This window comes from Bacteroides sp. 2201st1_D9_2201SCRN_220225 (assembly GCF_040928965.1).
Taxonomy (GTDB): Bacteria; Bacteroidota; Bacteroidia; order Bacteroidales; family Bacteroidaceae; genus Bacteroides; species Bacteroides stercoris.
Window position 1 is genome coordinate 1 of record NZ_JBCODG010000082.1, and the last position, 20,423, is coordinate 20,423.

At 44.0% G+C, this 20,423-nt stretch carries 28 protein-coding genes and 3 pseudogenes; 16 read left to right on the forward strand and 15 right to left on the reverse strand.

Annotation, left to right across the window (positions count from 1 at the left end):
- Nucleotides 1–527: ParA family protein (locus AB5903_RS19200; protein ID WP_278767199.1), on the reverse strand; the 527-nt coding region annotated here is incomplete at its 3' end.
- A 286-nt stretch (nucleotides 528–813) separates the two neighbouring features.
- Between AB5903_RS19200 and AB5903_RS19205 the strand changes: the two genes are divergently transcribed.
- From AB5903_RS19205 to AB5903_RS19220, 4 genes are all read left to right on the forward strand, one after another.
- Nucleotides 814–1,143: a hypothetical protein gene (locus AB5903_RS19205; RefSeq protein WP_005868799.1), complete on the forward strand. Its 330-nt coding sequence runs from the start codon at nucleotides 814–816 to the stop codon at nucleotides 1,141–1,143.
- A 3-nt stretch (nucleotides 1,144–1,146) separates the two neighbouring features.
- Nucleotides 1,147–1,983, forward strand: coding sequence for a virulence RhuM family protein (gene rhuM, locus AB5903_RS19210; protein WP_007564633.1), 837 nt, complete (start codon nucleotides 1,147–1,149; stop codon nucleotides 1,981–1,983).
- A gap of 241 nt (nucleotides 1,984–2,224) precedes the next feature.
- Complete coding sequence (locus AB5903_RS19215) at nucleotides 2,225–2,863, forward strand: recombinase family protein (RefSeq protein WP_007564634.1); 639 nt, start codon at nucleotides 2,225–2,227, stop codon at nucleotides 2,861–2,863.
- Between the two features lie 127 nt (nucleotides 2,864–2,990).
- On the forward strand, nucleotides 2,991–3,143 hold the full coding sequence (locus AB5903_RS19220) for a hypothetical protein (protein ID WP_005868795.1): 153 nt from the start codon (nucleotides 2,991–2,993) through the stop codon (nucleotides 3,141–3,143).
- Here AB5903_RS19220 and AB5903_RS19225 read toward each other — a convergent pair.
- The 4 genes and pseudogenes from AB5903_RS19225 to AB5903_RS19240 form a co-directional block, all read right to left on the reverse strand.
- Nucleotides 3,138–3,629 (reverse strand): annotated as a pseudogene (locus tag AB5903_RS19225) (sensor histidine kinase); the annotation flags it as partial. The gene AB5903_RS19220 and the pseudogene AB5903_RS19225 overlap by 6 nt on opposite strands.
- The gene (locus AB5903_RS19230; RefSeq protein WP_004329298.1) at nucleotides 3,630–4,505 is read right to left on the reverse strand and encodes a radical SAM mobile pair protein B; all 876 of its coding nucleotides are present in this window, start codon (nucleotides 4,503–4,505) and stop codon (nucleotides 3,630–3,632) included.
- Nucleotides 4,502–5,170 carry a radical SAM mobile pair protein A gene (locus tag AB5903_RS19235; RefSeq protein ID WP_004329299.1) on the reverse strand — a complete coding sequence of 223 codons (669 nt, stop codon included), beginning with the start codon at nucleotides 5,168–5,170 and terminating at the stop codon, nucleotides 4,502–4,504. Before AB5903_RS19235 ends, AB5903_RS19230 begins: the two co-directional genes overlap by 4 nt.
- Nucleotides 5,167–5,943: an MBL fold metallo-hydrolase gene (locus tag AB5903_RS19240; protein WP_004329300.1), complete on the reverse strand. Its 777-nt coding sequence runs from the start codon at nucleotides 5,941–5,943 to the stop codon at nucleotides 5,167–5,169. The genes AB5903_RS19235 and AB5903_RS19240 overlap by 4 nt, the downstream gene beginning before the upstream one ends.
- 130 nt (nucleotides 5,944–6,073) lie before the next feature.
- On the opposite strand from AB5903_RS19240, the gene AB5903_RS19245 reads away from it, so the two are divergent.
- On the forward strand, nucleotides 6,074–6,973 hold the full coding sequence (locus AB5903_RS19245; protein WP_004329302.1) for an AraC family transcriptional regulator: 900 nt from the start codon (nucleotides 6,074–6,076) through the stop codon (nucleotides 6,971–6,973).
- Between the two features lie 47 nt (nucleotides 6,974–7,020).
- Here AB5903_RS19245 and AB5903_RS19250 read toward each other — a convergent pair whose 3' ends face one another.
- Nucleotides 7,021–7,170, reverse strand: a complete 150-nt coding sequence (locus AB5903_RS19250) for a hypothetical protein (protein WP_004329303.1) — start codon at nucleotides 7,168–7,170, stop codon at nucleotides 7,021–7,023.
- A 62-nt stretch (nucleotides 7,171–7,232) separates the two neighbouring features.
- Here AB5903_RS19250 and AB5903_RS19255 point away from each other — a divergent pair, with 62 nt between their 5' ends.
- A complete protein-coding gene (locus AB5903_RS19255; RefSeq protein WP_004329304.1) occupies nucleotides 7,233–7,892 on the forward strand; it encodes an AraC family transcriptional regulator in 660 nt (219 codons plus the stop codon).
- 21 nt (nucleotides 7,893–7,913) lie between these two features.
- Here the strand turns inward: AB5903_RS19255 and AB5903_RS19260 are convergent, their stop codons facing one another.
- The 3 genes and pseudogenes from AB5903_RS19260 to AB5903_RS19270 all read right to left on the reverse strand — a co-directional run.
- Complete coding sequence (locus AB5903_RS19260; RefSeq protein WP_005868790.1) at nucleotides 7,914–8,861, reverse strand: relaxase/mobilization nuclease domain-containing protein; 948 nt, start codon at nucleotides 8,859–8,861, stop codon at nucleotides 7,914–7,916.
- Nucleotides 8,858–9,250 carry a MobC family plasmid mobilization relaxosome protein gene (locus AB5903_RS19265; protein WP_005868789.1) on the reverse strand — a complete coding sequence of 131 codons (393 nt, stop codon included), beginning with the start codon at nucleotides 9,248–9,250 and terminating at the stop codon, nucleotides 8,858–8,860. Before AB5903_RS19265 ends, AB5903_RS19260 begins: the two co-directional genes overlap by 4 nt.
- 114 nt (nucleotides 9,251–9,364) lie before the next feature.
- Nucleotides 9,365–10,624, reverse strand: a pseudogene (locus tag AB5903_RS19270) (IS1380 family transposase); the annotation flags it as partial.
- Here AB5903_RS19270 and AB5903_RS19275 point away from each other — a divergent pair.
- The 5 genes from AB5903_RS19275 to AB5903_RS19295 all read left to right on the forward strand — a co-directional run bounded on the left by AB5903_RS19275 (nucleotide 10,606) and on the right by AB5903_RS19295 (nucleotide 15,033).
- A complete protein-coding gene (locus tag AB5903_RS19275; protein ID WP_224201638.1) occupies nucleotides 10,606–10,779 on the forward strand; it encodes a hypothetical protein in 174 nt (57 codons plus the stop codon). The pseudogene AB5903_RS19270 and the gene AB5903_RS19275 overlap by 19 nt on opposite strands.
- A gap of 203 nt (nucleotides 10,780–10,982) precedes the next feature.
- On the forward strand, nucleotides 10,983–12,191 hold the full coding sequence (locus AB5903_RS19280; protein WP_005868786.1) for a hypothetical protein: 1,209 nt from the start codon (nucleotides 10,983–10,985) through the stop codon (nucleotides 12,189–12,191).
- Between the two features lie 881 nt (nucleotides 12,192–13,072).
- Nucleotides 13,073–13,699 (forward strand): RadC family protein, encoded by a 627-nt coding sequence (locus tag AB5903_RS19285; protein WP_005868785.1) that lies wholly within the window; start codon nucleotides 13,073–13,075, stop codon nucleotides 13,697–13,699.
- A gap of 176 nt (nucleotides 13,700–13,875) precedes the next feature.
- A complete protein-coding gene (locus AB5903_RS19290) occupies nucleotides 13,876–14,286 on the forward strand; it encodes a hypothetical protein (RefSeq protein WP_005868783.1) in 411 nt (136 codons plus the stop codon).
- Nucleotides 14,287–14,634: 348 nt separating this feature from the next.
- The gene (locus tag AB5903_RS19295) at nucleotides 14,635–15,033 is read left to right on the forward strand and encodes a hypothetical protein (protein ID WP_005868782.1); all 399 of its coding nucleotides are present in this window, start codon (nucleotides 14,635–14,637) and stop codon (nucleotides 15,031–15,033) included.
- Nucleotides 15,034–15,145: 112 nt separating this feature from the next.
- Here the strand turns inward: AB5903_RS19295 and AB5903_RS19300 are convergent, their stop codons facing one another.
- From AB5903_RS19300 to AB5903_RS19310, 3 genes and pseudogenes are all read right to left on the reverse strand, one after another.
- Nucleotides 15,146–15,742, reverse strand: a complete 597-nt coding sequence (locus tag AB5903_RS19300; protein ID WP_005868781.1) for a recombinase family protein — start codon at nucleotides 15,740–15,742, stop codon at nucleotides 15,146–15,148.
- 41 nt (nucleotides 15,743–15,783) lie between these two features.
- Nucleotides 15,784–16,113, reverse strand: coding sequence for a hypothetical protein (locus AB5903_RS19305; RefSeq protein ID WP_005868780.1), 330 nt, complete (start codon nucleotides 16,111–16,113; stop codon nucleotides 15,784–15,786).
- A gap of 16 nt (nucleotides 16,114–16,129) precedes the next feature.
- Nucleotides 16,130–16,982 (reverse strand): annotated as a pseudogene (locus AB5903_RS19310) (virulence RhuM family protein).
- A 433-nt stretch (nucleotides 16,983–17,415) separates the two neighbouring features.
- On the opposite strand from AB5903_RS19310, the gene AB5903_RS19315 reads away from it, so the two are divergent.
- The 5 genes from AB5903_RS19315 (at nucleotide 17,416) to AB5903_RS19335 (ending at nucleotide 19,095) form a co-directional block, all read left to right on the forward strand.
- Complete coding sequence (locus tag AB5903_RS19315; RefSeq protein ID WP_005868778.1) at nucleotides 17,416–17,664, forward strand: AbrB/MazE/SpoVT family DNA-binding domain-containing protein; 249 nt, start codon at nucleotides 17,416–17,418, stop codon at nucleotides 17,662–17,664.
- Nucleotides 17,658–17,978, forward strand: coding sequence for a type II toxin-antitoxin system PemK/MazF family toxin (locus AB5903_RS19320; protein ID WP_005868777.1), 321 nt, complete (start codon nucleotides 17,658–17,660; stop codon nucleotides 17,976–17,978). Before AB5903_RS19315 ends, AB5903_RS19320 begins: the two co-directional genes overlap by 7 nt.
- 49 nt (nucleotides 17,979–18,027) lie before the next feature.
- Complete coding sequence (locus AB5903_RS19325) at nucleotides 18,028–18,426, forward strand: hypothetical protein (RefSeq protein ID WP_005868776.1); 399 nt, start codon at nucleotides 18,028–18,030, stop codon at nucleotides 18,424–18,426.
- Nucleotides 18,427–18,525: 99 nt separating this feature from the next.
- Nucleotides 18,526–18,810 carry an HU family DNA-binding protein gene (locus AB5903_RS19330; protein ID WP_005868774.1) on the forward strand — a complete coding sequence of 95 codons (285 nt, stop codon included), beginning with the start codon at nucleotides 18,526–18,528 and terminating at the stop codon, nucleotides 18,808–18,810.
- Between the two features lie 12 nt (nucleotides 18,811–18,822).
- On the forward strand, nucleotides 18,823–19,095 hold the full coding sequence (locus tag AB5903_RS19335) for a hypothetical protein (RefSeq protein WP_005868772.1): 273 nt from the start codon (nucleotides 18,823–18,825) through the stop codon (nucleotides 19,093–19,095).
- 61 nt (nucleotides 19,096–19,156) lie between these two features.
- On the opposite strand, the gene AB5903_RS19340 is transcribed toward AB5903_RS19335, so the two are convergent.
- From AB5903_RS19340 to AB5903_RS19350, 3 genes are read right to left on the reverse strand one after another with little or no spacing between them, the layout of a single operon-like run.
- Nucleotides 19,157–19,534: a hypothetical protein gene (locus AB5903_RS19340; RefSeq protein ID WP_005868770.1), complete on the reverse strand. Its 378-nt coding sequence runs from the start codon at nucleotides 19,532–19,534 to the stop codon at nucleotides 19,157–19,159.
- 14 nt (nucleotides 19,535–19,548) lie between these two features.
- The gene (locus AB5903_RS19345; protein ID WP_005868769.1) at nucleotides 19,549–19,875 is read right to left on the reverse strand and encodes a hypothetical protein; all 327 of its coding nucleotides are present in this window, start codon (nucleotides 19,873–19,875) and stop codon (nucleotides 19,549–19,551) included.
- 45 nt (nucleotides 19,876–19,920) lie between these two features.
- Complete coding sequence (locus AB5903_RS19350) at nucleotides 19,921–20,175, reverse strand: hypothetical protein (protein ID WP_005868768.1); 255 nt, start codon at nucleotides 20,173–20,175, stop codon at nucleotides 19,921–19,923.
- Between the last annotated feature and the right edge of the window lie 248 nt (nucleotides 20,176–20,423).

A 20,423-nucleotide genomic window follows, 5' to 3' on the forward strand; every position in this document is an offset into this window, starting at 1 on the left:
ATCGAAAGATCCGAGTTCAAACGTTGCTGCACCTTGTGGACGACCTGCATAAGTTTGGCCATTCCACGCATTGCCAGGAATTGAGCCTGAACCGGGATAATCAGCCGATCCGAGGCCGTCAGTGCGTTAAGCGTGAGCAGCGACAGCGAGGGGGGACAGTCGATCAGGATATAATCGAATTTCTCCTTTTGGCCCTTGATAAGGTGGGCTAAGATAAGTTCCCGCCCGGCCTCGTTGATTAACTCCGTTTCAACGGCCGAGAGATCCAGGCAGGAGGGAACGACGCTAAGGCCGTCCTTATGCTCGTAGATCGGCAGGTCGTATTCGCCTTTCATCGCACCGTAGATCGTTTGGGGAAGCTCCGCAGAGAAGCCCAGCGATTCAGTCAGGTTGGCTTGTCCGTCAAGGTCGATCAAAAGAACCTTGTACCCTTTTTGACGTAACGCGCCGCCCAGGTTGATCGTGGTTGTGGTCTTTCCTACTCCCCCTTTGTGATTCAATACGGAGATTACTTTTGCTTTGCTCATAAATTCAGTTTTTTAAATGGTTGTCATGTCCGCAAATATAGTCAAAAACTAATATACTAAAATACTAAAAGTAGTATTTCTCGTTTTTTGCGTGTTTTTTGTACCGATCGGGGAAGCGTACCGAAATAAATCCTGTTTCCGTCTTTCGGTACGTTTTGTTTCTGTACCGGAATTAATCAAAGATTAGAATAACCATAAATGTTTTTATACGTTAATCATACGTATGTATATATGTATATATTTGTTTTTGAGTATCTTTGTGTGCTATAAATAAAAAATAAAAGACATGAGCACTTATTCGTATAAAAATCCGAAGTTTATAAATTCCCCTAAAGGGGTGGTTGAAGTTGTAGAAGTGATTTATGACGGCAAAGATGATCCGGCCTATTCACTGGCTATTATTAAATGGGAAAATACCTATAAATTAGGTATTCGTTGGAACATCGCTTATAGTGAATGGGACGATTACCGCAAACAGAACGGGCAAGATGAATGTATAGGTAATCCACAGTCGAGAGGTATTCCCACCTGGTTTGTTTTGCCCGATGATATGATGTTTAGTGAGAAGTTCAGCGGTGCGATGCAGAGGCTTGATGAATTAAGAAAAGGTAAATAAGTAATGGAACAGGGAGAAATCATATTATACCAGCCGGATGAAGCGGTCAAGTTGGAAGTGAGGCTGGAAGATGAAACCGTTTGGCTGACACAGGCGCAAATTGTGGATCTTTTTCAATCCAGCAAAGCAAATATAAGCGAGCATATAAAAAACATATATGATCAGAAAGAATTAGAGGAAAGTTCAACTGTTCGGGATTTCCGAACAGTTCGACAGGAAGGCAAACGGCAAGTGATGCGCAATCTGACTTATTACAATTTGGATGCGATCATATCCATTGGGTTTCGTGTCAATAGTAAAAGAGGTATTTTATTTAGGCAATGGGCGAATAAGGTTTTAAAGGACTATCTTTTAAAAGGGTATTCCATTAATAAACGTTTGTCAGAACTTGAAAGGACTGTCGCTCAACATACCGAGAAGATAGATTTTTTTGTGCGTACTGCCTTGCCCCCGGTCGAAGGCATTTTTTATAACGGCCAGATTTTCGATGCGTACAAGTTCGCTACCGATCTGGTAAAGTCGGCCAGGCGTTCGATCGTGCTTATCGACAACTATGTGGACGAAACGGTCTTGCTCATGTTGAGTAAACGCAGCGTCGGTGTCTCGGCCACCATTTACACCCAGCGTATCACGCAGCAACTCCAACTTGATCTTGACAGGCATAACAGCCAGTACCCACCTATCGACATCAGGACGTACCGGGACAGTCACGACCGTTTCCTGATCGTTGATGAAACGGACGTGTACCATATCGGAGCCTCGTTAAAGGATCTGGGGAAAAAGATGTTCGCTTTCTCAAAGCTGGATATTCCGGCGGCTGTGATTACTGACCTGTTATAATATCCTTTGTCTTATGAATGGGCTGTCGCAAAAGAAAAACCCGTTCTTGATGAACGGGTATATCCTTGACTTGGTTACGTGTTTTGATAACAGAGGCTTTACCAAGCATTACAATGCAAAGATAGTAATTATAGGTTAATTAGCGAATTTCTTTTTTGGATAGATCCGGAAATAATGCCTCCTTGAAAGAGGTGGATAAGGTGATTAAAACAATAGATAAGGAAGAACAAAAGCAAAAGGGATGAATGTGGTTATTTATTCACGTGTAAGCTCGCAGTCGGCCAGGCAATCGACCGAACGGCAGGTTGTCGATCTGGAGAGGTTCGCAGCCGGACGGGGGTACGAGGTGACGGCGGTCTTTGAGGAAAAGATAAGCGGACGAAAGGCCAATATCGAACGCCCGGTTTTAAGCCGTTGCCTGGAATACTGCACAGATCCGCAGAACCGGGTGGATATGTTGTTGCTGACCGAGATCTCACGCCTGGGGCGTTCAACCCTGGAGATCCTAAAGTCACTCGATACGCTGCACACGCATAAAATATGCGTGTATATTCAAAACCTGAACCTGGAAACGTTACGGCCGGACAAGACGGTAAACCCCTTGTCCTCTCTGATCACTACCCTGTTGGGGGAACTGGCCGCGATCGAACGCCAGGGGATCATCGACCGCCTTAATAGCGGACGGGAGTTGTACATCCAGAAAGGGGGCAGGCTGGGACGGAAGCCGGGAAGCCGGAAAACGGCCGAACAGAGGAAAGAGGAATACCGGGAGGCGATCGCCTTGTTAAAGAAAGGCTACTCGATCCGGAACGTGGCGAAGCTCACGGGAAAGGCCGTTTCGACGATACAACAAGTAAAAAAAGACTTCATTAGTAGCTGATTATCGGAACAAATATTGTATTTTTGCAACAAATACGAGTAAATGCACATAATTAAAAACGAGTATTTACACGTGTCTAAAAACGAGTATTTGCACGAAAATAATCAGAATCTAAATAAAAACGGTTATGGCAACAATGGCGGAGAAAATGGCGGCTTCACTGGAGGAATTAAGAAAGCTCCAGGAGAAAGACCGCTGTGTCGTCCTGCAAGGGACGGCCGAGATAGGGAGGACGCATTTAACCCGGCTGTTGGATAACGGCTGGTTGCAGGAAGCCTAATCCGAAGCCGTCTTTTGCGGCGGCATTTGAAAGACGTTCAAATGCACCGAATACTCGTTGTTGCTCATCTTCGGTCATGCCCGTACCGGTATCTTCAACGATAAGTTTCAGCAAACCGTTATCATAATCCGCTGCCAATGATACACTACCGTTATCCGTGAACTTGATGGCGTTTGACAACAAGTTGTTGCCGATTTGCAGGATACGTTCCTTGTCGGTCAAAACCACCGCATCGGTGTGGCTCTCCACTATCAAAGTCAGCCCCTTGTTCATGGCAATGGGCATGAACTCCGTTTCAAGAATATGCGTGATTGCGGAAATCCTGCAAGGGGAAAGGTTGGGTTGCTCCTTGCCGTTGTCCAGACGGAAGAAATCCAGCAGCGTGTTGAGCATCTCCCGCATACGCTCGGAAGATTGCCGGATATTATCCACATACATGGTGCTTTTATCCGCGCTACAACTTTTCTGCATCAGTCCGGCATAGCCTCATTTTGTCAATCGTATTTTTTCGTGGTAGAAGTAGTTTACGATGACAGGTTTGCCTTTTTCCGAGCGTCCGTATGGCAGATCGTTTATACGATACGGGAAGCCCTGCTCCTTGGCGTAATTTGAAATGTCCTGCTCCAATGCCTGCCAGTATTCAAGCCTTTTTTTATTGTAAATTTCCTCGTAAAGCGGTATGAGGTCAGGATACTTCTCACGGATATACGTCATTATCCCGCCTTTGAACTGCCCGCGTAAATTCAGGTTTTCAAGCCAGATTAAATCAGCATAATCTTTTACCTCCTCTATTATTGCCTTTACGTCTGTTATTCTGGGGAATATGGGCGAGACGAAGCATACGGTGCGGATACCTGCCTCGTATGTCTGACGCATCGCTTTCAGACGGCGTTCAATGCTTACGGCGTTGTCCATATCTGCGCAGAACTGCTCGTCGAGCGTATTGACAGACCATGACACAGTCACTTTGGGAAAACTCTTCAACAGGTCGAGATCGCGAAGGACAAGATCGGACTTTGTGCATATCATAATCTCGGCATCGCTTCCTCGCAGCTCTTCGAGCAGCCTTCGGGTACGGTGGAATTCTTCTTCATACGGATTGTAACCGTCCGTCACAGACCCTATTACAACACGTTCACCGTCGTATTTATGAGGATTCGTTATCGGCTTCCAGTTTTTTACATCTAAAAACGTACCCCACGGCTCGGTGTGCCCGGTGAACCGTTTCATGAACGATGCGTAGCAATACCTGCAGGCGTGGGGACACCCTACATAAGGGTTGACCGAATATCCTCCCACCGGCAGAGAGGATTTGGTCATTACACTCTTTACATCTATTTCCTTTATTGTATCCATATTCATTGTATTCGTCTGGTAAATTGTTCCGGCAATTCCTGAATCATTCTTTCGTCGCCCATAATCGGCAGCAAATCCTCTTTCATGAACACCGGTATGCCATGAGCCTTTGCCTGTTCTGCAATGCTAAGCACCCATTCGGGGCGCGAATATGACTTTCCTTTTCGGTTTCCGGTCTCTGTGCCTATGACAATCCAGTCAATTCCCTCGAAATCAATCTCGCCGATATCATCGAAGAGAGGTTCAAACGTGACATGGTAGTGTCGTGCTTTGATATTCTTTTTCAAATCATCAATCCTCCTTTTCTCGGAACTGCGCGTAACGGTCACGCCCATCCATACGTTCTCGTCGTCAGAGGAGAAACTGATTTTGTCAGGGCGCTTCGTCAGAAAGATATAGGCGTGCTGGGGATTGCTGCTGATCCGCTCGAAAATTTCTGCGTTCCATTCAGGCTTCCAATCGGAGAAATCGCTCATTCCTGTCATGAGCCACACATGAGGACGGGACGTATCGATGATGCGCAGTTTTCGTTCCATGTATTCAGGCACGGAAAAGTCGTCGGTAATGTGGAAACGGCGGCAGTTGTTACGGGCATAGCAGTAAGGGCATCCTATAGTGCACCCTACCACTATGTTCATGTTTTTTATCAGGGATTTAATGCAGACACTCATAACACAACTGTTTCTCCGTCCTCCGGGATAATCAGCCGGCTCATGTCGGCTTCGTGATGCGTTGCCTCATTGCGCAGAATTGCACGGGTGGTCTGGCAATGGTCGATGGCATCCATGTGTACGGCTATCAGCTTGATATGCGAAGGCAATTCGTCAAGTATCTGCATCACTTCGTTCTCGTCGGGGATGATAGGACCGTCCGTTTTGGAAAATTCGGGAAAGATTGCACCTCCGGAGTTTACCACGATATAGTCAGGATTGAACCGTTCCACGGTGTCTCGGATACATGCTTCCCATCGGCAGTCACCCATTATATAAACGGTCGGGAAGCCCTCGGCTTTTAGCACATAACCTGATACAGGTCCCATCATCTGCCCGATCTGCCCGAAACCATGATGTCCGGTCGTGCGGTAAATGGATATGCCGTCTATTGTTTTTATTTCTTCGATGGGTATCACATTTGTAAATCCGTCGTTTCTGATGGCGTCCGCGTCCTGGGGCTGAACGTAGAAAGGAATTTCTTTGGGCAAATGTGTGGGGACACTCGGCTCGTAATGGTCGATGTGATTGTGGGTCAGGAGCACCATGTCCACGCCTCCGATAATATCCTGAATAGGAATGGTGAGGTGTACCCTCGGTGTTTTATTCACACCGAGGGCCGATATCAAAGTGCCTTTGTCGGCTAAAACGGGGTCAATTAGCATGGTGTGTCCCGCATACCTGATTTTCAAGGTGGCATTGCGCACCAATTGTACTGTAGATGTCTTTTTCATGACTATATGTCTTGTTATTGATTACGGGTGCAAAGTTCGGAAGAATCCGGCGAAACATCTATGCCTGAAAAAACGGTAATTATGCCATTTTGATAAATGAAATTATTATCTTTGCAAAAACGACAAGGATATGGACGAGATAATCAACCCTGATCGACTGGTCAGCGTACCGTTCAACAAGACACGCTGCGGCGTGGATTTTTACATCAATACTGCCATAAACAAGGACATCGGACTTGTGCTGACAGAAAACAAGCGGTTTAAGACAGACTTCTTCAGCTTCTACTTTTTCCGTAAGGCAAACGGATATTTGCTACTGAACTTCCGCAAGATTGAACTGCGCGACGGCATGGTTCTCCTGCTTTCACCCCATCAGCAACAAGAGTGGCATGTAGATGAGACGGCGTTGGATTACACGTTCCTTATATTCCGCGAAGATTTCATGCGTACTTTTATCGCCGACAAGTTCTTCGTTTTTCGCCTTTTGTATTGTTACCAGACAGATACGCCGCCTTACATCAATGCCACACATGACGAAATGAAGGAATATATGCGGCTGCTCGGAAAGATTAAGTATGAGCTGATGAATCCAGTGTCCGATACGTACAATATCATTGTTTCCTTACTATATTATCTTTTGCTGATTATCAATCGTACATACGCTGCCGCCTATTGCTTGCCCGCTGAAATTGCTAAAAACAATTTCGCTTTTCGGTTCAAGGACTTGTTGGAACAGAATATCCGCACCCACCAGCGGGTGCAGGAATATGCAGACATGCTTCATGTCAGTCGCATCACACTCAATAACTCAGTAAAAGCCCAATTCGGAGTATCAGCTACCCATTTGATAAAACAACGTCTGCTTGAGGAACTGAAGAACGAATTGCTATTCTCCAACCGCACTGTCAGTGAAATGGCGGATGATTTCAATTTCTCTGATCCGAGCCATCTCATGCGCTTCTTCAAACAGCAAACAGGCAAAACATTTACTCAGTACATGACGGATTACAATAAAGGCATATACGAATAACTTCTTAATATAGTCGATAGCGGCTATCGAAATATGGTTGTTGATGTTCAGGCGTTTTTGTACTGCATGAACCATTTTACGATTTCTGGATCTTCGTGCGAGCCGAGTAAGAAAGGCTTGTCGGTATCCAGCGTCTTTATCCGTGCCATGTCGTCGGCCGACAGGGTGAAGTCTAATATGTCGAGATTCTGCTTCATGCGTTCCGGTTTCACAGACTTAGGAATAATTATGCACACTGATATTTATCGCGCCCGGACAGGTGTTCGGTGCGGAAGATGACGGCATGCAGTTCCAACCAGATGGCTACCTGCTTATGTTCCATCCCGACCTGCTGCGGAATACACCTCTCGGGCGGATAATGCGTGAATATTCGTTCTTTTCCTACGAGACAAACGAGGCATTGCACCTTAGTGTGGAAGAACGGCAAATCATCATGGATTGCTTCCACAAGATTCAATATGAATTGAACCATCCGATACACCGTCACAGCAAGAACCTCATCACAGACAGCATCAAGACGTTCCTTGATTACTGCACACGTTTCTATGACCGTCAGTTCATCACACGCGACAACCAAAACCGAGACATCCTCGCAAGATTTGAGCGGTTGCTTGACGAATACTTCCATGATGGGGCTGCTAAACGGATAGGCTTGCCCACTGTACAGTATTGTGCAGACAAGCTCTGCCTCTCGCCCAACTATTTCAGTGATTTATTGAAAAAAGAAACAGGTTCAACCGCCCTGCATTTCATTCATGACAAGTCTATTGAAATAGCCAAGACGGAACTTGCATCTACAGACGACACCGTTAATGAAATCGCCTATAATCTCGGTTTTCAGTACCCGCAACATTTTACCCGACTGTTCAAGAAAGAGGTAGGTTACACTCCGAATGAATATAGAGCGCAAGTGTCGTGAGAATTGGATTAGTACAGAATATTAGAACCCAACACCTCTCTTGCGCTTAACTTTCTTCCTTCTGCGAAGTATATCCACCATTTCCTGATTGGCTTCCGCATCAGCAGTGTTATAAGATGAGCCACTGCTTTTTAGCAATCCCCAAGAGCCGTTGAACAACTCGCTTTGTGCCGTGCCGGACGGTGCGCTTGGTGTAGCCGTTTCATATATTCCGGCTGTTATTCCCATACGTTCCCTGCATCTGTTGTGCTGCAAAGCCGCGTCAATCTTGGAATAACTGAAACGCCTGTCCACTTTGGAGCCGTTGAAATGGTAGCCATTCATGGAGAATACAACACCCTGCACCTCGCTGGTCTGCCCCTTATGCTTGAAATGTACTTCCACTCCCTGCCGTTTCAGGTTGGCGATAAGCACGTTCCAGTTGCCGCATCTGCCGACTTCCATTTTGATGATGTCGTAAAGCGCATATTTCGTCCTGTCTGGCTCTTTCAGGCGGTTGCGTTTGACATTGTCCTTTCCGCCAGCCATATGCAAGCCGTATTTCAAGGTCAATTCCTTGCAGATGCGGGTACTGCGCAGACGCTCGTGCCTGTCCGATATGGTATTGCCGTTGTTGTCTATGCGGTTGAAAGCAATATGCACGTGCGGATGCTCCTTGTCGAAATGCTGGGCGATGAAGAACTGCGTATTCTTGATTCCCATCCGTTCCATATATTCAAGCGCGATGCCTGCCATGATACGGTTCGTCAGCCGTAACTCATCCTCTTTGGAAAAACTCAACGCGATATGTCCGACAGGTTTTGTCACCTTATCGTTCATCCGTGACTGGGCATTGAAACTCATGGCGATAGTTTCCAGATTTTCCATAAACAAGCCTTCGCTTGCTACTATCTGCGTATCCTTCTTCTTGTCGATGATGTAATCCACCGCACCCTTGAAGTCGCTTCCTTTTACGATTTTCGCCATCATATCCCTATCTTGGTTATAAGTTCATGAATCCTTGCCACTGCCACCTTGCAGTCCCACCGTTCATCGTGGAAGCCTCCGGCGTTTGCCTTACGCGCAAGCTGGTTGAGATTGTTAGCCATGCCGCAGAGTTGGCGGATGTATCCGGCATGTTCCTCCGACAGCCGTTCTTTCACATGACCGTTACGGAAACATTCCCTCATGTACTCGCTTGGTGATACGCCCGCCTCATGCGATCGTGTCAGCAGGCGGAAGTAGTCGGCTGCCGTCATTTTCACTGCGATACGGTATTTCAGTTTCTCGGTTGCTGTTAATTCTTTGTATTTTCTTACCTGCCTCAAATCCGCAACTAAGCCCTTCAACGTCCTTCTTGCGTGTACACGTCCTCTCATTACTGAATTATCAGATAAATTGAGGCAGAAACACCCACTTCTGCCTACAACATCCCCTTACCCCACAATGCGACTTGAGACAATACGCAGTATCATACCCATAAGTTGTAGGCGTTATCCAAAATCAGTCTGAAAAATATCTGCGTAAGCATTGTTACAGGTATAGATATTCAGCACATACCGCCTTGATGTCCTGATCCACTTGGCTGGTACAGAGATAAACCTGAAGACAAACGCTTTTATGCGACTTGTTGCATTGAGTCCGAACCTCTTTACGTCAAGTCTTTGGATAATGGCCTTGTAGAAGTTACGGATAAGTGCTGTAAGAAGAAGGAACACAGTGTTCTCGGCCATGAAGGATTTGGGCAATCTGTCCCACCCGAAACCATTGTTCATATCATCAAAGATACGTTCCTTTCCTCCACGAAGGTTATAGAACTCGACAATTTCTCTTACGGAAGATTCATAGTCGTTAGTCAGGATACAACGGTATGTGTATTCTCCTTCCCAAAGATCCTGCACACCATCCATCCGTTTCTGTCTTTGAATCACAAGTCGGTATGCTTTACCCTTCCACTTCTCAACAAGGATAGAGTTCAATTCAAACTCAATGCCATTGATTTCCTCAGTCTTCCAGCCTCTGAGAGCAAATATGTCATTGTAGAGCGAACTGCAGCGGTTAGTGCGGATATAGAAGGACTTGCAGTGTTTCTCTATTTCCTCCACGATTTCCTCGGAACATGATCCGCAATCAGCTCTGAAACGATTGATAGTGAGCCTGTTCTGTTCAAATCTCTCAAAGAACCTCTTCAGCGTGTCCTTCTGATGAAAACGAAGGTTTTCGTTAAGCCAGATGAGCAGAGCTAAGTTTACTTAAGCTCTGCCATGGCGAGAAAACGTGCCATGAAATGGAACTTTTGTGTTACCATCGCTATTCTCAATGCCAACAATCAAGTCACCAATAACCGCCACGCCAGGGCGATAACCAGAGAACTTCTTGTATGTAGGCTTTGCATCATACTTCTCACCCTCTTTCAGTTGGTCAGATGCAAACATACAATTGAGCAGTAAAGTATTGAGAGTGTCAGCCGTGTTGAAATCGTAGTTCTTACCCGTATCTGATGTGTATGAGATGTTTTCTTGCGTCAGTTCCTTTATCGCTCTGAGGATAGTATCAGAACTACAAGTATGAAGTGTCGGATGAAGCGAGAGATGGTTCATCAAATGAGTAGTGACATCCTCAATACATGAGCCACCACAGAAGTAGATACTCATGAGAGAACGGATGATTTCGCTGTACTGATAACCTAACGATCTACACCTTAGACCGAGGGTTGAGTCGATTACAGATGACAATGTGGAGTCAAATTGCTCATCAGGTAGGGCGGAAGGATTTCGAGGAATTTGGACGACGCATAGGGTTGGGCAATAAATTGATAAAGCGTGAGCTTGATGAGTTTGTCAAAGAGAAACCATTGGTGCAAGTATTGATAGACCGTTCCTTTTTATCGGAAGAACTGAAAAAGTAATATAGGATGTCTATGGGGTACAGGTGTAAGATGCTTTCTTTCTGATGAAGGGCGGATAAAGCATTCTTCAGGAAAGTACTTCTCCTTTTCCCATACCGGTCATACCGTTAAAACTGATTGATAATTATGACGCGTATGTTGGCCGGTATGCCTATCTTTGTGGCAATGAAAACAGAGAAAGGATTGATTTTGTAAGTATTATCATGGCAAAAGAACTGATTCGTGTCCCTAGGGTGCTTGGGGAAAGCTATAATTCCGTGCTGATTGAACGGTTGTATGAGGCAGGTGGAAATGTCATGCTCGATCTGATCATATACCTGGGCAGCTATCACCTCAAAGACTTGTTCGGGACTTCCTGGTTCTCCGTAGAAGACTTCTGCCGTAAGATGGGGTATGACCGTACCAACTTGCAGCGCAAGCTGGATAGCCGGCAGCTCGCGGCCATGTTCGGAAAGAATATGCAGCCGGAATATGTATGTACCGACACGGCAGGACAGAGAATCAGCCATCCTATCGAGACGGTTTTTGAGGCGGCTCTCTATAAACTGGGATTGGAGAACCTCTGCTATCCGACCATTGGCGAGGATGGCCGTACATCCTATAATTTCGTGCAGATCTTGAAACGTTTCGACATAATGACCGATTTCAAGACGAAGAAGTCAACGAAAAGGCTGTACTCGGCAGTGGTAAGCCCGGAGATAAAGAATTTCATGTTCTCGCTCTATAACCTCTTGGAACTTCAGGATTACCGTAGCCTGCCCAGCCGTTACCGCTATTTCTATCTGGAACTTTCCAAGATGGTTTACCTGATCAAGTATAAGACCACCAAGAATGAGGCTCCTTTTTATGTGCTGACAGTCGATCAGCTGGCTAAAAAGCTCGGCATAGAGATTGCCGAACCCAAAGACCGGAAAAAGAAGGTCGCCTCGATACTGAAAAAGATGAATACTTACCTGAAATATACCAATTTCAATTTCTCTTTTGTGAAAGGCGATCATGAGAGATGGGCATATACCGTGTTGTTCTCGTTTCCTAGGCATACGCTGCACTATTTTGATGAAGGACAATATGCTGTCGTGGTGAAGAAATTCTATAAGAACCTGCTTGGGCTGTATGTCGAGATTGCCTACCCGGACACGGATATGGCTGTCAGGAGGAAGAAGATCAAAGAGGTGGAGGAAGATGCCGGACTGTATAAAGAGTTCCTTTTATGGGCAAACTCCCCGGAAAGCGTAGAAAAGAAGAAACAGATATATATCAGTGATTTCGTGGCTGTATTCGGCAGGTTTCCGGAAGGATGGGCACAGGAAGAGTTGGAGAGTGCCAATGGAACGGAAGTTGCTCCTGCTCCTGAAGAGTTCATATCTCCGGAGACGGACGGGGCGGTGAACATGGACGATCCAGCTGTGTAGAACCGTCCACGTTTCACGGTTTTTTATAGAATTAGTTGTGTAGAAGTGTCCCTATTGGGGTGATTAGATGTGTGGAGTCATCCGCTTTGCCTGTTTTAGTTGTGTAGAAGTGTCCCGTTTGTTGCTTCTAGTTGTGTAGAACCGTCCACTCCTTTTGCTTTAGTTGTGTAAAAGCGTCCGGTTTCACTTGTCAGCTGTGTAAAACCGTCCACCCGTTAATGAAGGGAATAGGTAATCCCTGTTTTTTTTATATGTCGGTATATCAGTGAAATAAAAGAGAGAAATTTTTAAATAAAAGGTATCGGCTGTGTAAAACCATCCACCAAAATACATAATAAAGACCTAAACTCCTAACCCCTTTAAATATCCCCAAAGCGATAACATAGAAATGACTGGGAAAATAAATTTTCCCTTCACATGCCCTATACGTACTTTCGGAAAAAGATTTTTCGGAAGTATGTGTTGATTTTCACGCTTTTTTATATGATTGGAAGGCGGTTCTGTTCATCTTCTGTATCCGAATTAGTTTTTCAGGGCGTTCCCTTCTGACCGGGCTATTCGTTGCAAGTCCTCGTTACCCTCCAGGCTTTTCCCTGCTATCCCTAACGCTCTACGCTCCGGCTATGCCGGAAGAGAGGTATGATGATTTTTTCCTGAACTGATAGGAACATTGCGAAGGTAGGCGTGGCCGGAACGCCCGATATTGAAAAGCCAAATCTCCATCCTCCCATTCCGGGAGGTAGTATTTACCAGTTCAATCCCGTTCTGATCCGTCTTTCCCGCTTTCTCTTCAATGCACTGTTCCCAATCAGTTGAGGAAAAATTTATGGTTGGGGCGACAAGCGATGTTTGCGAGTATTAATCTTTTAATTTTTGGCAGTATGAAAACGAAGAGAACCGTATTTGAAGTGAATGACGTTTATCGGGTGATGGAAAACAGCGAGTTGATTTATACCTTGACGAACAGTGAGAAACTGAAACGTGAAGAATATAAGTATGAACAGATGGAAATAGAAGGATTGTGCTTGTCTGATGTACTGGAAACACTAACACCCAGCCGTAAAAAAGTCGCTTATGCGGCGATTGAGCTATATAAACGGCTGAAAGAAGGGCAAGTTGAAAGTCCTGCGCTTTTATCCAGCAATAATGTTTATAAAATGATGCATCCTGTTTTGTGCGATATAGCTACTGAAGAGATGTGGGTGCTGTTGCTGAACAGTTCGTCCAAACTCATCCGTAAAGTCCGTATCTCATGCGGCGGGATAAATACCGCCCCTGTGGATATACGGGTTATCATGAAGCAGGCATTGTATTATAACGCCGTATCTTTTATCATGGTACATAACCACCCATCAGGAGCACGCAAGCCCAGCAGTGCGGATGACCGCTTGACGGAAGCAGTTAAAAAAGCCGCTGAAACATTAGACATCCGTTTGGTTGACCATGTGATTGTGGCAGGCAATAACTATTATAGCTATGCGGACGAGGGAAGATTGCAAAATAGGTAAGGTGGACGGGAGAAATCCCGTCTGCCCGGGATTTCGGCTTCGGGGTTCTTTTTTGGCAGTCACCCCAAAAAAGAACCAAAAAAATGCTTCCCGGACTATCGGATGCGACATCGTAAAATACGCAAAGACGTGGCTTTTCAGAATAAATACATATCTTCGCGCCAAAGGTGATCGGAATGAATGTATTTTCTACTTTTGATACAGGCGTTATGGTGGCTCTCTTACTGGGCATTGAGTTTCTTAGAAGTGATATCCGAACGATTCTCTATTGTAAAAGGAATGATCCCAGGATTCTTAAGAGTTGCTTATATACGCTGCTTATATTATTGACCAGCCTTTATTCTATTGTGGCCGGAGCCATGCTTCATCCGGAACCCGTACCTGTTTATGAGTTGATACCCGGTTTTCAATATGGGGTTTATGGCTTTTCTTTTTCGTTTATATTGCTCGCTGTTGCATGTCTTTATCGTAAAACATTACCTTTTGTCCTTTTGGGCTACGCTATGATATATGTGATCGGTGTATTGATACCACTACTTAGGTATGTAGTGTCTATGATGGATTATTTCACTCGCACAAGGGTATAGCAGGTTAATTTCTTGATTGTATCGGATTGCCCTTTCTGTGGGCTGCCTCCCCCGGCTTCTTTCCTCCGATCCGAGTCCGGCTTTTTGCTCGGCAAAGGTTTCGGGATTCCGCAAATGGCAAGTTACGGCCATGCGCCTTTACTGTATGGAAAATAACGATGAAGAAGTGTCTTCCCGACATTTTCCATAAGTGAAACTTGGCTTATTGCTTGCAATCCAGACCTTGATATGCCGAAAAAAGGCTCAGAACTCAGATGGGGAATGACATCAAAAAAAAGGTCGGCTGACCAAAGACCTTCCCGATACAAAAAATGAAAAGGTCTTGAATCTAGCTGAAGAATAAATCAGATGTTCAACTTAAATAATGCTAATATGGAAAATTTGATTACACAAATCAACAAAGAGAGATTGGTTAATAGCGACACAGCTCTTATGATGAAGGAATTATACTATTACGTGCCTTGTGAGTATTGGTATGACAAACAGGATAGGCTACGCACCGATATTGAGGGAAGGAATACCCCGATGTATATGTGCGAGTGCCCGACACTGGCAGCATGTATCCAATGGATGATACAGACTCGTGAATATACGTTTCAAACAGAACAAAACGTGGCGGTCTGGCATGTGGTTGTGAGGGCTGGAGATTATGTGTTGTATGACTCCGAAAGTAATGCGGACGCTTTTTGTTGTTTGGAAGAAGCATTGGAAAAAGCGGTACAGGAGTGCATGGAGTTATTGTATTAAAATTAAAAAAAATCAGTCCCCGTGAAGGGGACTTTCCTATAATCTTGCTGAGAGGTGGAATTGCAGACGATCTTTGAGAATCATCTTTGAAGGATGGGCAGAGGTTTATTCGTTATTTGTTATTTTTGTTCTCGGATTTCAGCGCAATTCCATTCCTTCTTAATAGGCGATATACTGTTCCGCTACTGCCTATGTTTAATATTTTCTGTATCTCCCTTACCGGCGTTCCGGATTCATAGAGTTGGATGCAGCTTTTCTGCTTGGCGATGTTGTTTTTGTTGATAAGTGTCTTTCTGCCGAATTTGACACCTTTTTCCTTGGCGATTCTTCTGCCTTCTTGGGTTCTCTCATAGATAAGGTCTCTTTCAAACTGAGCGAAAGCACCGAGAATGTTGTTCATCAGTTGGCCGATTGCGCCTTCCGTACTGATGTTGTCTTGCAGTGAGGTGAATTGGATGCCCCTATTCTTGAAATCTTCCAATAGCGTAAGGATATTCTTCAGCGAACGGCCAAGCCGGTCCAGCTTATATACGACAAGTGTGTCGCCTTCCCGGAGAAAGCTCAGGCAGGCATCCAGTTCCGGGCGGTTTTGTTGACGTCCGGTCATTTTCTCAGAGAAGATTTTCTCGCATCCGGCAGCCTTCAACGCTTCCAGTTGCATATCCAGATGTTGTTCCTTGGTGGAAACACGGGCATATCCTATTTTCATCCTGTTTTCGTATTTAAATGTGTAATGAAGGTTTTAATTCTTCACTTTTTCAAATATGAAGACATTAATTCTTCATATTCCTCACGGCTGTATTGGTTGAACCCCTTTTGCTTCATTGCCAAAAGAAGCCTTTCCAGTTCTCCGATAGTCACTACCTGTTTGCCGATAACGGTAAATTGTTCCCATTCTCCCTTTTCGTTGAGCAGGTATTCCCGGTGTGCAAAACAGTAAAGAGAACCATCGATGTCATTCCGTTTCTGCCATTGACGCAGGTGCTTCAAACTGGTGAAATCACGGGTGACAGTACGTGGAATGGGAACCAATACGTCAATTTCCATCTTGAATTTTATATTCTCTTCCGCTTCTCGCATGGGTGATTAGCTTATTTCATAATACATCAATTATCGTATGGGCAGGAAGTTCCAGTTTGGAGAAAGCAAACATTTTCTTGCCCAAATCCTTTAGCGATGCCCCAATATGATATACTTCCGTATTATCAATGATTAAGAAGCGGTCATGACTACTTTTGTAGGTTCTAGCTTCAATGGGAGGATATTGGTCATTGTGTTTGTTTAAATCAAGTTGGAGCTGTGCGTTTATTTTGTGTATAAATAGTAGCTGATACTCCACTGTTTCGTTTGCTCAACATGAGTAACACGGATTCATCTACATAGTTGTCGATAAGCACAAGTGAGCATTTGGCAGACTTTATTAAATCTGTAGCAAACTTATACGCATCGAATATCTGACCGTCAAAGAATATACCTTCCACCGGAGGCAATGAGGTGCGTACAAAGAAGTCTATCTTTGCATCATGTTCAGCAATGGTTTTCTCTATTTGGAAGAATCTATTGTTCATTCTATATTCCATGTCATTGAGCCGTTGGTTTATAGAATAACCTTTCAATAAATATTCTTTTAAAATTTTATTTGCCCATTGCCTGAATTGCGTACCTCTTACGCTTTTAACTCTGTATCCAACTGAAATTATTACGTCTAGACTAAAGAACTTGACAGGCTTATCGGAATTAGCAATGTGCAAAAAATGCACATTGCTTTTCTCTTCCAATTCCTTTTCCTTAAAAACATTATTTATATGTTTGGTAATAACGGTTCTGTCACGTTGAAAAAGTTCTGCTATCTGCGCTTGTGTGAGCCAAACGGTTTCATCTTCTAAACGTACTTCCAACCTTACAGCTTCATCCGGTTGGTATAGTATGATTTCTCCTTGCTTCTCCATTATATGTTTCGCTTTTATTATATTGTTGCAAATGTACGAAAAAGAAACGTTATAAAGTCTGTTTTTTCCGTAAGTATTACCTTAAAAATTTGTTCCCTTTTTATTTTAATAAAACAGAAACATTCTGCTGTTTTAAAAATCAGTTATCTGTTTGCTATTCATAGTTAGGGTATCAAATAACTAAAATTCAAATGGAAACGCAAATCTATATTTTATGCAGATTTGTTTGTTAGAAGCGGAGAAAAGGACACAAGACATGATAAGAATCATAGGTCGGGGAGCGCCGCACGGCAAGGGGGGCACTAGCCTCCCGACGAGTGCAGCCGTTGGCCGGGTTATCGGTGAAAATGGAAAAAAGTTGGCTTTTCTTTTGGTATTGTTATAACTTTGTCTATATTTGTGTTGTGATAATCAATTTTAAAGTTATAACATTATGGTAACAAACATTATTCAGATTGGAAACAGCAAGGGGATAATACTTCCTTCCGAGATATTGAAACAGTTGCGTTTGTCCTTGAAATCGGCTGTGAGCATTTCTTTGGACGGGAACAATATTGTGATAAAGGCACAACCACGGCAGGGATGGGCGGAAGCTGCCAAACGTGCCCATGAGAATGGGGATGATGAGTTGCTTATCCCTGATGTGTTTGAGGATGAAAAGTTTGAGGATTGGACATGGTAGAACAGTATGGAGTGTATTGGGTAGAGTTAGACCCTACCCGTGGGGGTGAAATGGCAAAGACACGGCCATGTGTTGTTGTAACTCCTTCAGATTTGAATATGTACCTTACAATAGTAGTCATTGCTCCGATAACCTCCACCATAAGGAACTATCCTTACCGGGTTCTGTGTTCTGTAGCCGGGCGTGATGGGGAGATAGCCACGGATCAGATTCGCACGGTGGACAAAAGCCGGCTGAAAAGAAAGATTGGAGATTTGAATTTCAGTGAGATAAAAAGACTGAAGGAAGTGTTTCATCAAATGTTCTGTGAATAATGGAAAGTGTGCAAATAACAGGTTATGTAGCGTATTCAAAAAAGATATTATGAAGCCAACTACTTATATTAATTGGGACGGTCTGAAAGACATTCCATTCTTCTACTGCGATACAAAGGAAGATGAAGAAAACAAGGATTTCGACATCTATTACCAGGGCAAGCTGGTGTTGCATGACTACAACCATTGCGGACACTACCTTTACACTGCTGCGCTGCTGTTCAGTAAAATCAGAAACATTACAGCCGACTGGGTGAACCTGCATAACCTTTGGATTCTGCGTGATTGCGTGCGCGAGAATTACAATCACGGCATAGGAGTGGACGACCTTATTTTCGGAGAGAATTTCGATGGCAAGAACCTCGATACACTCACACCGCTTACCAAGAAACGCTTTGATTATTTGTGTAAGCGGATTAAGGAACTTGACCCATACGCAACAATTTAACACTTCATTGGGCGAAGGCAGGGCTTGCTGCGGATGCCAGACTTTAAATAATCCATTGGATTAATTATCTTTGCACGCTAATTTTCAAATTATAAAGAAATGACTAAATCGGAAATCGTAAAGGAAATATCTGCCAGAACCGGCATCGACGGCAAAGCGGTGCTTGCTGTTTTGGAAGGATTCATGAACGAGGTAAAGACTTCGTTGGGTAAGGAGGAAAATGTCTATCTTCGTGGATTCGGTAGTTTCATAGTGAAGAAGAGAGCGCAAAAGACAGCTCGGAATATCTCTAAGAATACTACTATGATTATTCCGGCTCATAACATACCGGCATTTAAACCGTCTGACGAATTTTTGAAAATGGTAAAACAACAGAACGCATAATAGGTAAACACAATGAAAGATCAGTTACGATTATTGAGAGACTGTATCAATAATGATCGTCCGGCAGTTGTCTTTCAGGGAGACGATTTTTGCGCTCCTGAGATTTTGGAAGCAGCAAAAGAAATTTATCGTAAACATGGTTGTTCCGAAGAATTTCTTTTTGACTGGCAGCTGCTTATCAATGAGGTGAAGGCTTACCAGTTAGAAAGTCCGGCAACTGTCAAATTGCCGAAACTCTCCCCGACAGAAACGGAACTGGTGCGGGAAGAGATGACTAAACGCTAAAAAATATTCTCGTTTAATACGCACCTTTTATTCTTCAGGCAGCGTATTGAACGGGATGGGATTAAAATGTTGGCGAACCTGCTTTTTTCGAAAGTTCCTGCCAATAGTTGAAGTCACTCGGTGAAAGATGCTCTTGCATCCAGTCACGCATACCAATATCGTTTCTTTCGTTCACATATCTCGTAAACGGAATCATTGTCTTACATGCTTCAAATCCAAGCATTCTCATATGGCGTGAAATGTTGGGAGGAAGACCTTCCAACCACTCTTTATAATACATTATCAATCTGTTTTCTTGGATTGGAACCGCTTGTTGGTGGTAAATATAGCTGGCGTTTCCGATTCTAATATCTCTGGCCTTATTTTCCCGTTCTTCTTCAGGTAGCCGACTTAAATATTCAGCTTGTGCTATTCTGCATTTGGAGTTTGGATGTTCCATGGTATTTTATATAATTAAGACTCTTCAATGATACGGTTCATCAAATCACATATTTTTTGGCAGCTATGACGGTCTGCGCAAGCAGGATAGGGGCATTTCTCAAAGGATGCCTGATTATCCGTAACTATGAAACCTCCGGAACGACGTACATAACTTACCGGATGAAAATAAATATCTTCCTTTTTCGGCCTATAAGTACATAGTCTTATAAGGCTGTTCAGCTCTTTGCAAATTTGCTCACATTTTTCTTTGGGATAATGTGGCAAATCACTGAATGCTTCGTAGGGGACAAAGGCAAATGCTTTGTCATCCCACATGACAGGTGTGTAATTCTGTACCATTTGTTATTTGGAATAAGGATGGCTGGCAGATTCCGTATTTCTGTATCAGTTAGGTAATCCGTCACTATTTAAGTGCGCCTGGGCAAACTCCCGGAGGTTCGTTTCGGCAATGCACTTTTCATAAATCTCATCCAATACTTCTTGCATATTTTCTACTTTATTGAATTTTAAGGGGCTGCCGTTTGTTGCGGCTTGCCTTTCCAGTTGTTCGATGATACTGGGAAATATCCCACGCAATAAACCGACGGTAGCTACGGCTGTAGCTGGTTCTACCTCTATTGTAATCTTTTTCTTTTCCATATCGTTGTATTATGTTATCAAAAGTAATAATTATTAGGATATTGGTAAGCATTTCTTCTGAAAAACTTTTTAAAGATATTGTTTTAAGATGACATACTGTGTTTTTGCGTTCACGCAGTATTCTTTCCCACCCTCCCCTTCATCGGAATGACTGTTCTCATTTCCGGTTTACCCGTAGTCATCCGCTATGCGGCTGATTATGGGCAAACCAGAAAAGAGAAGTTCCAAACGTGGGCGGGATTGCAATG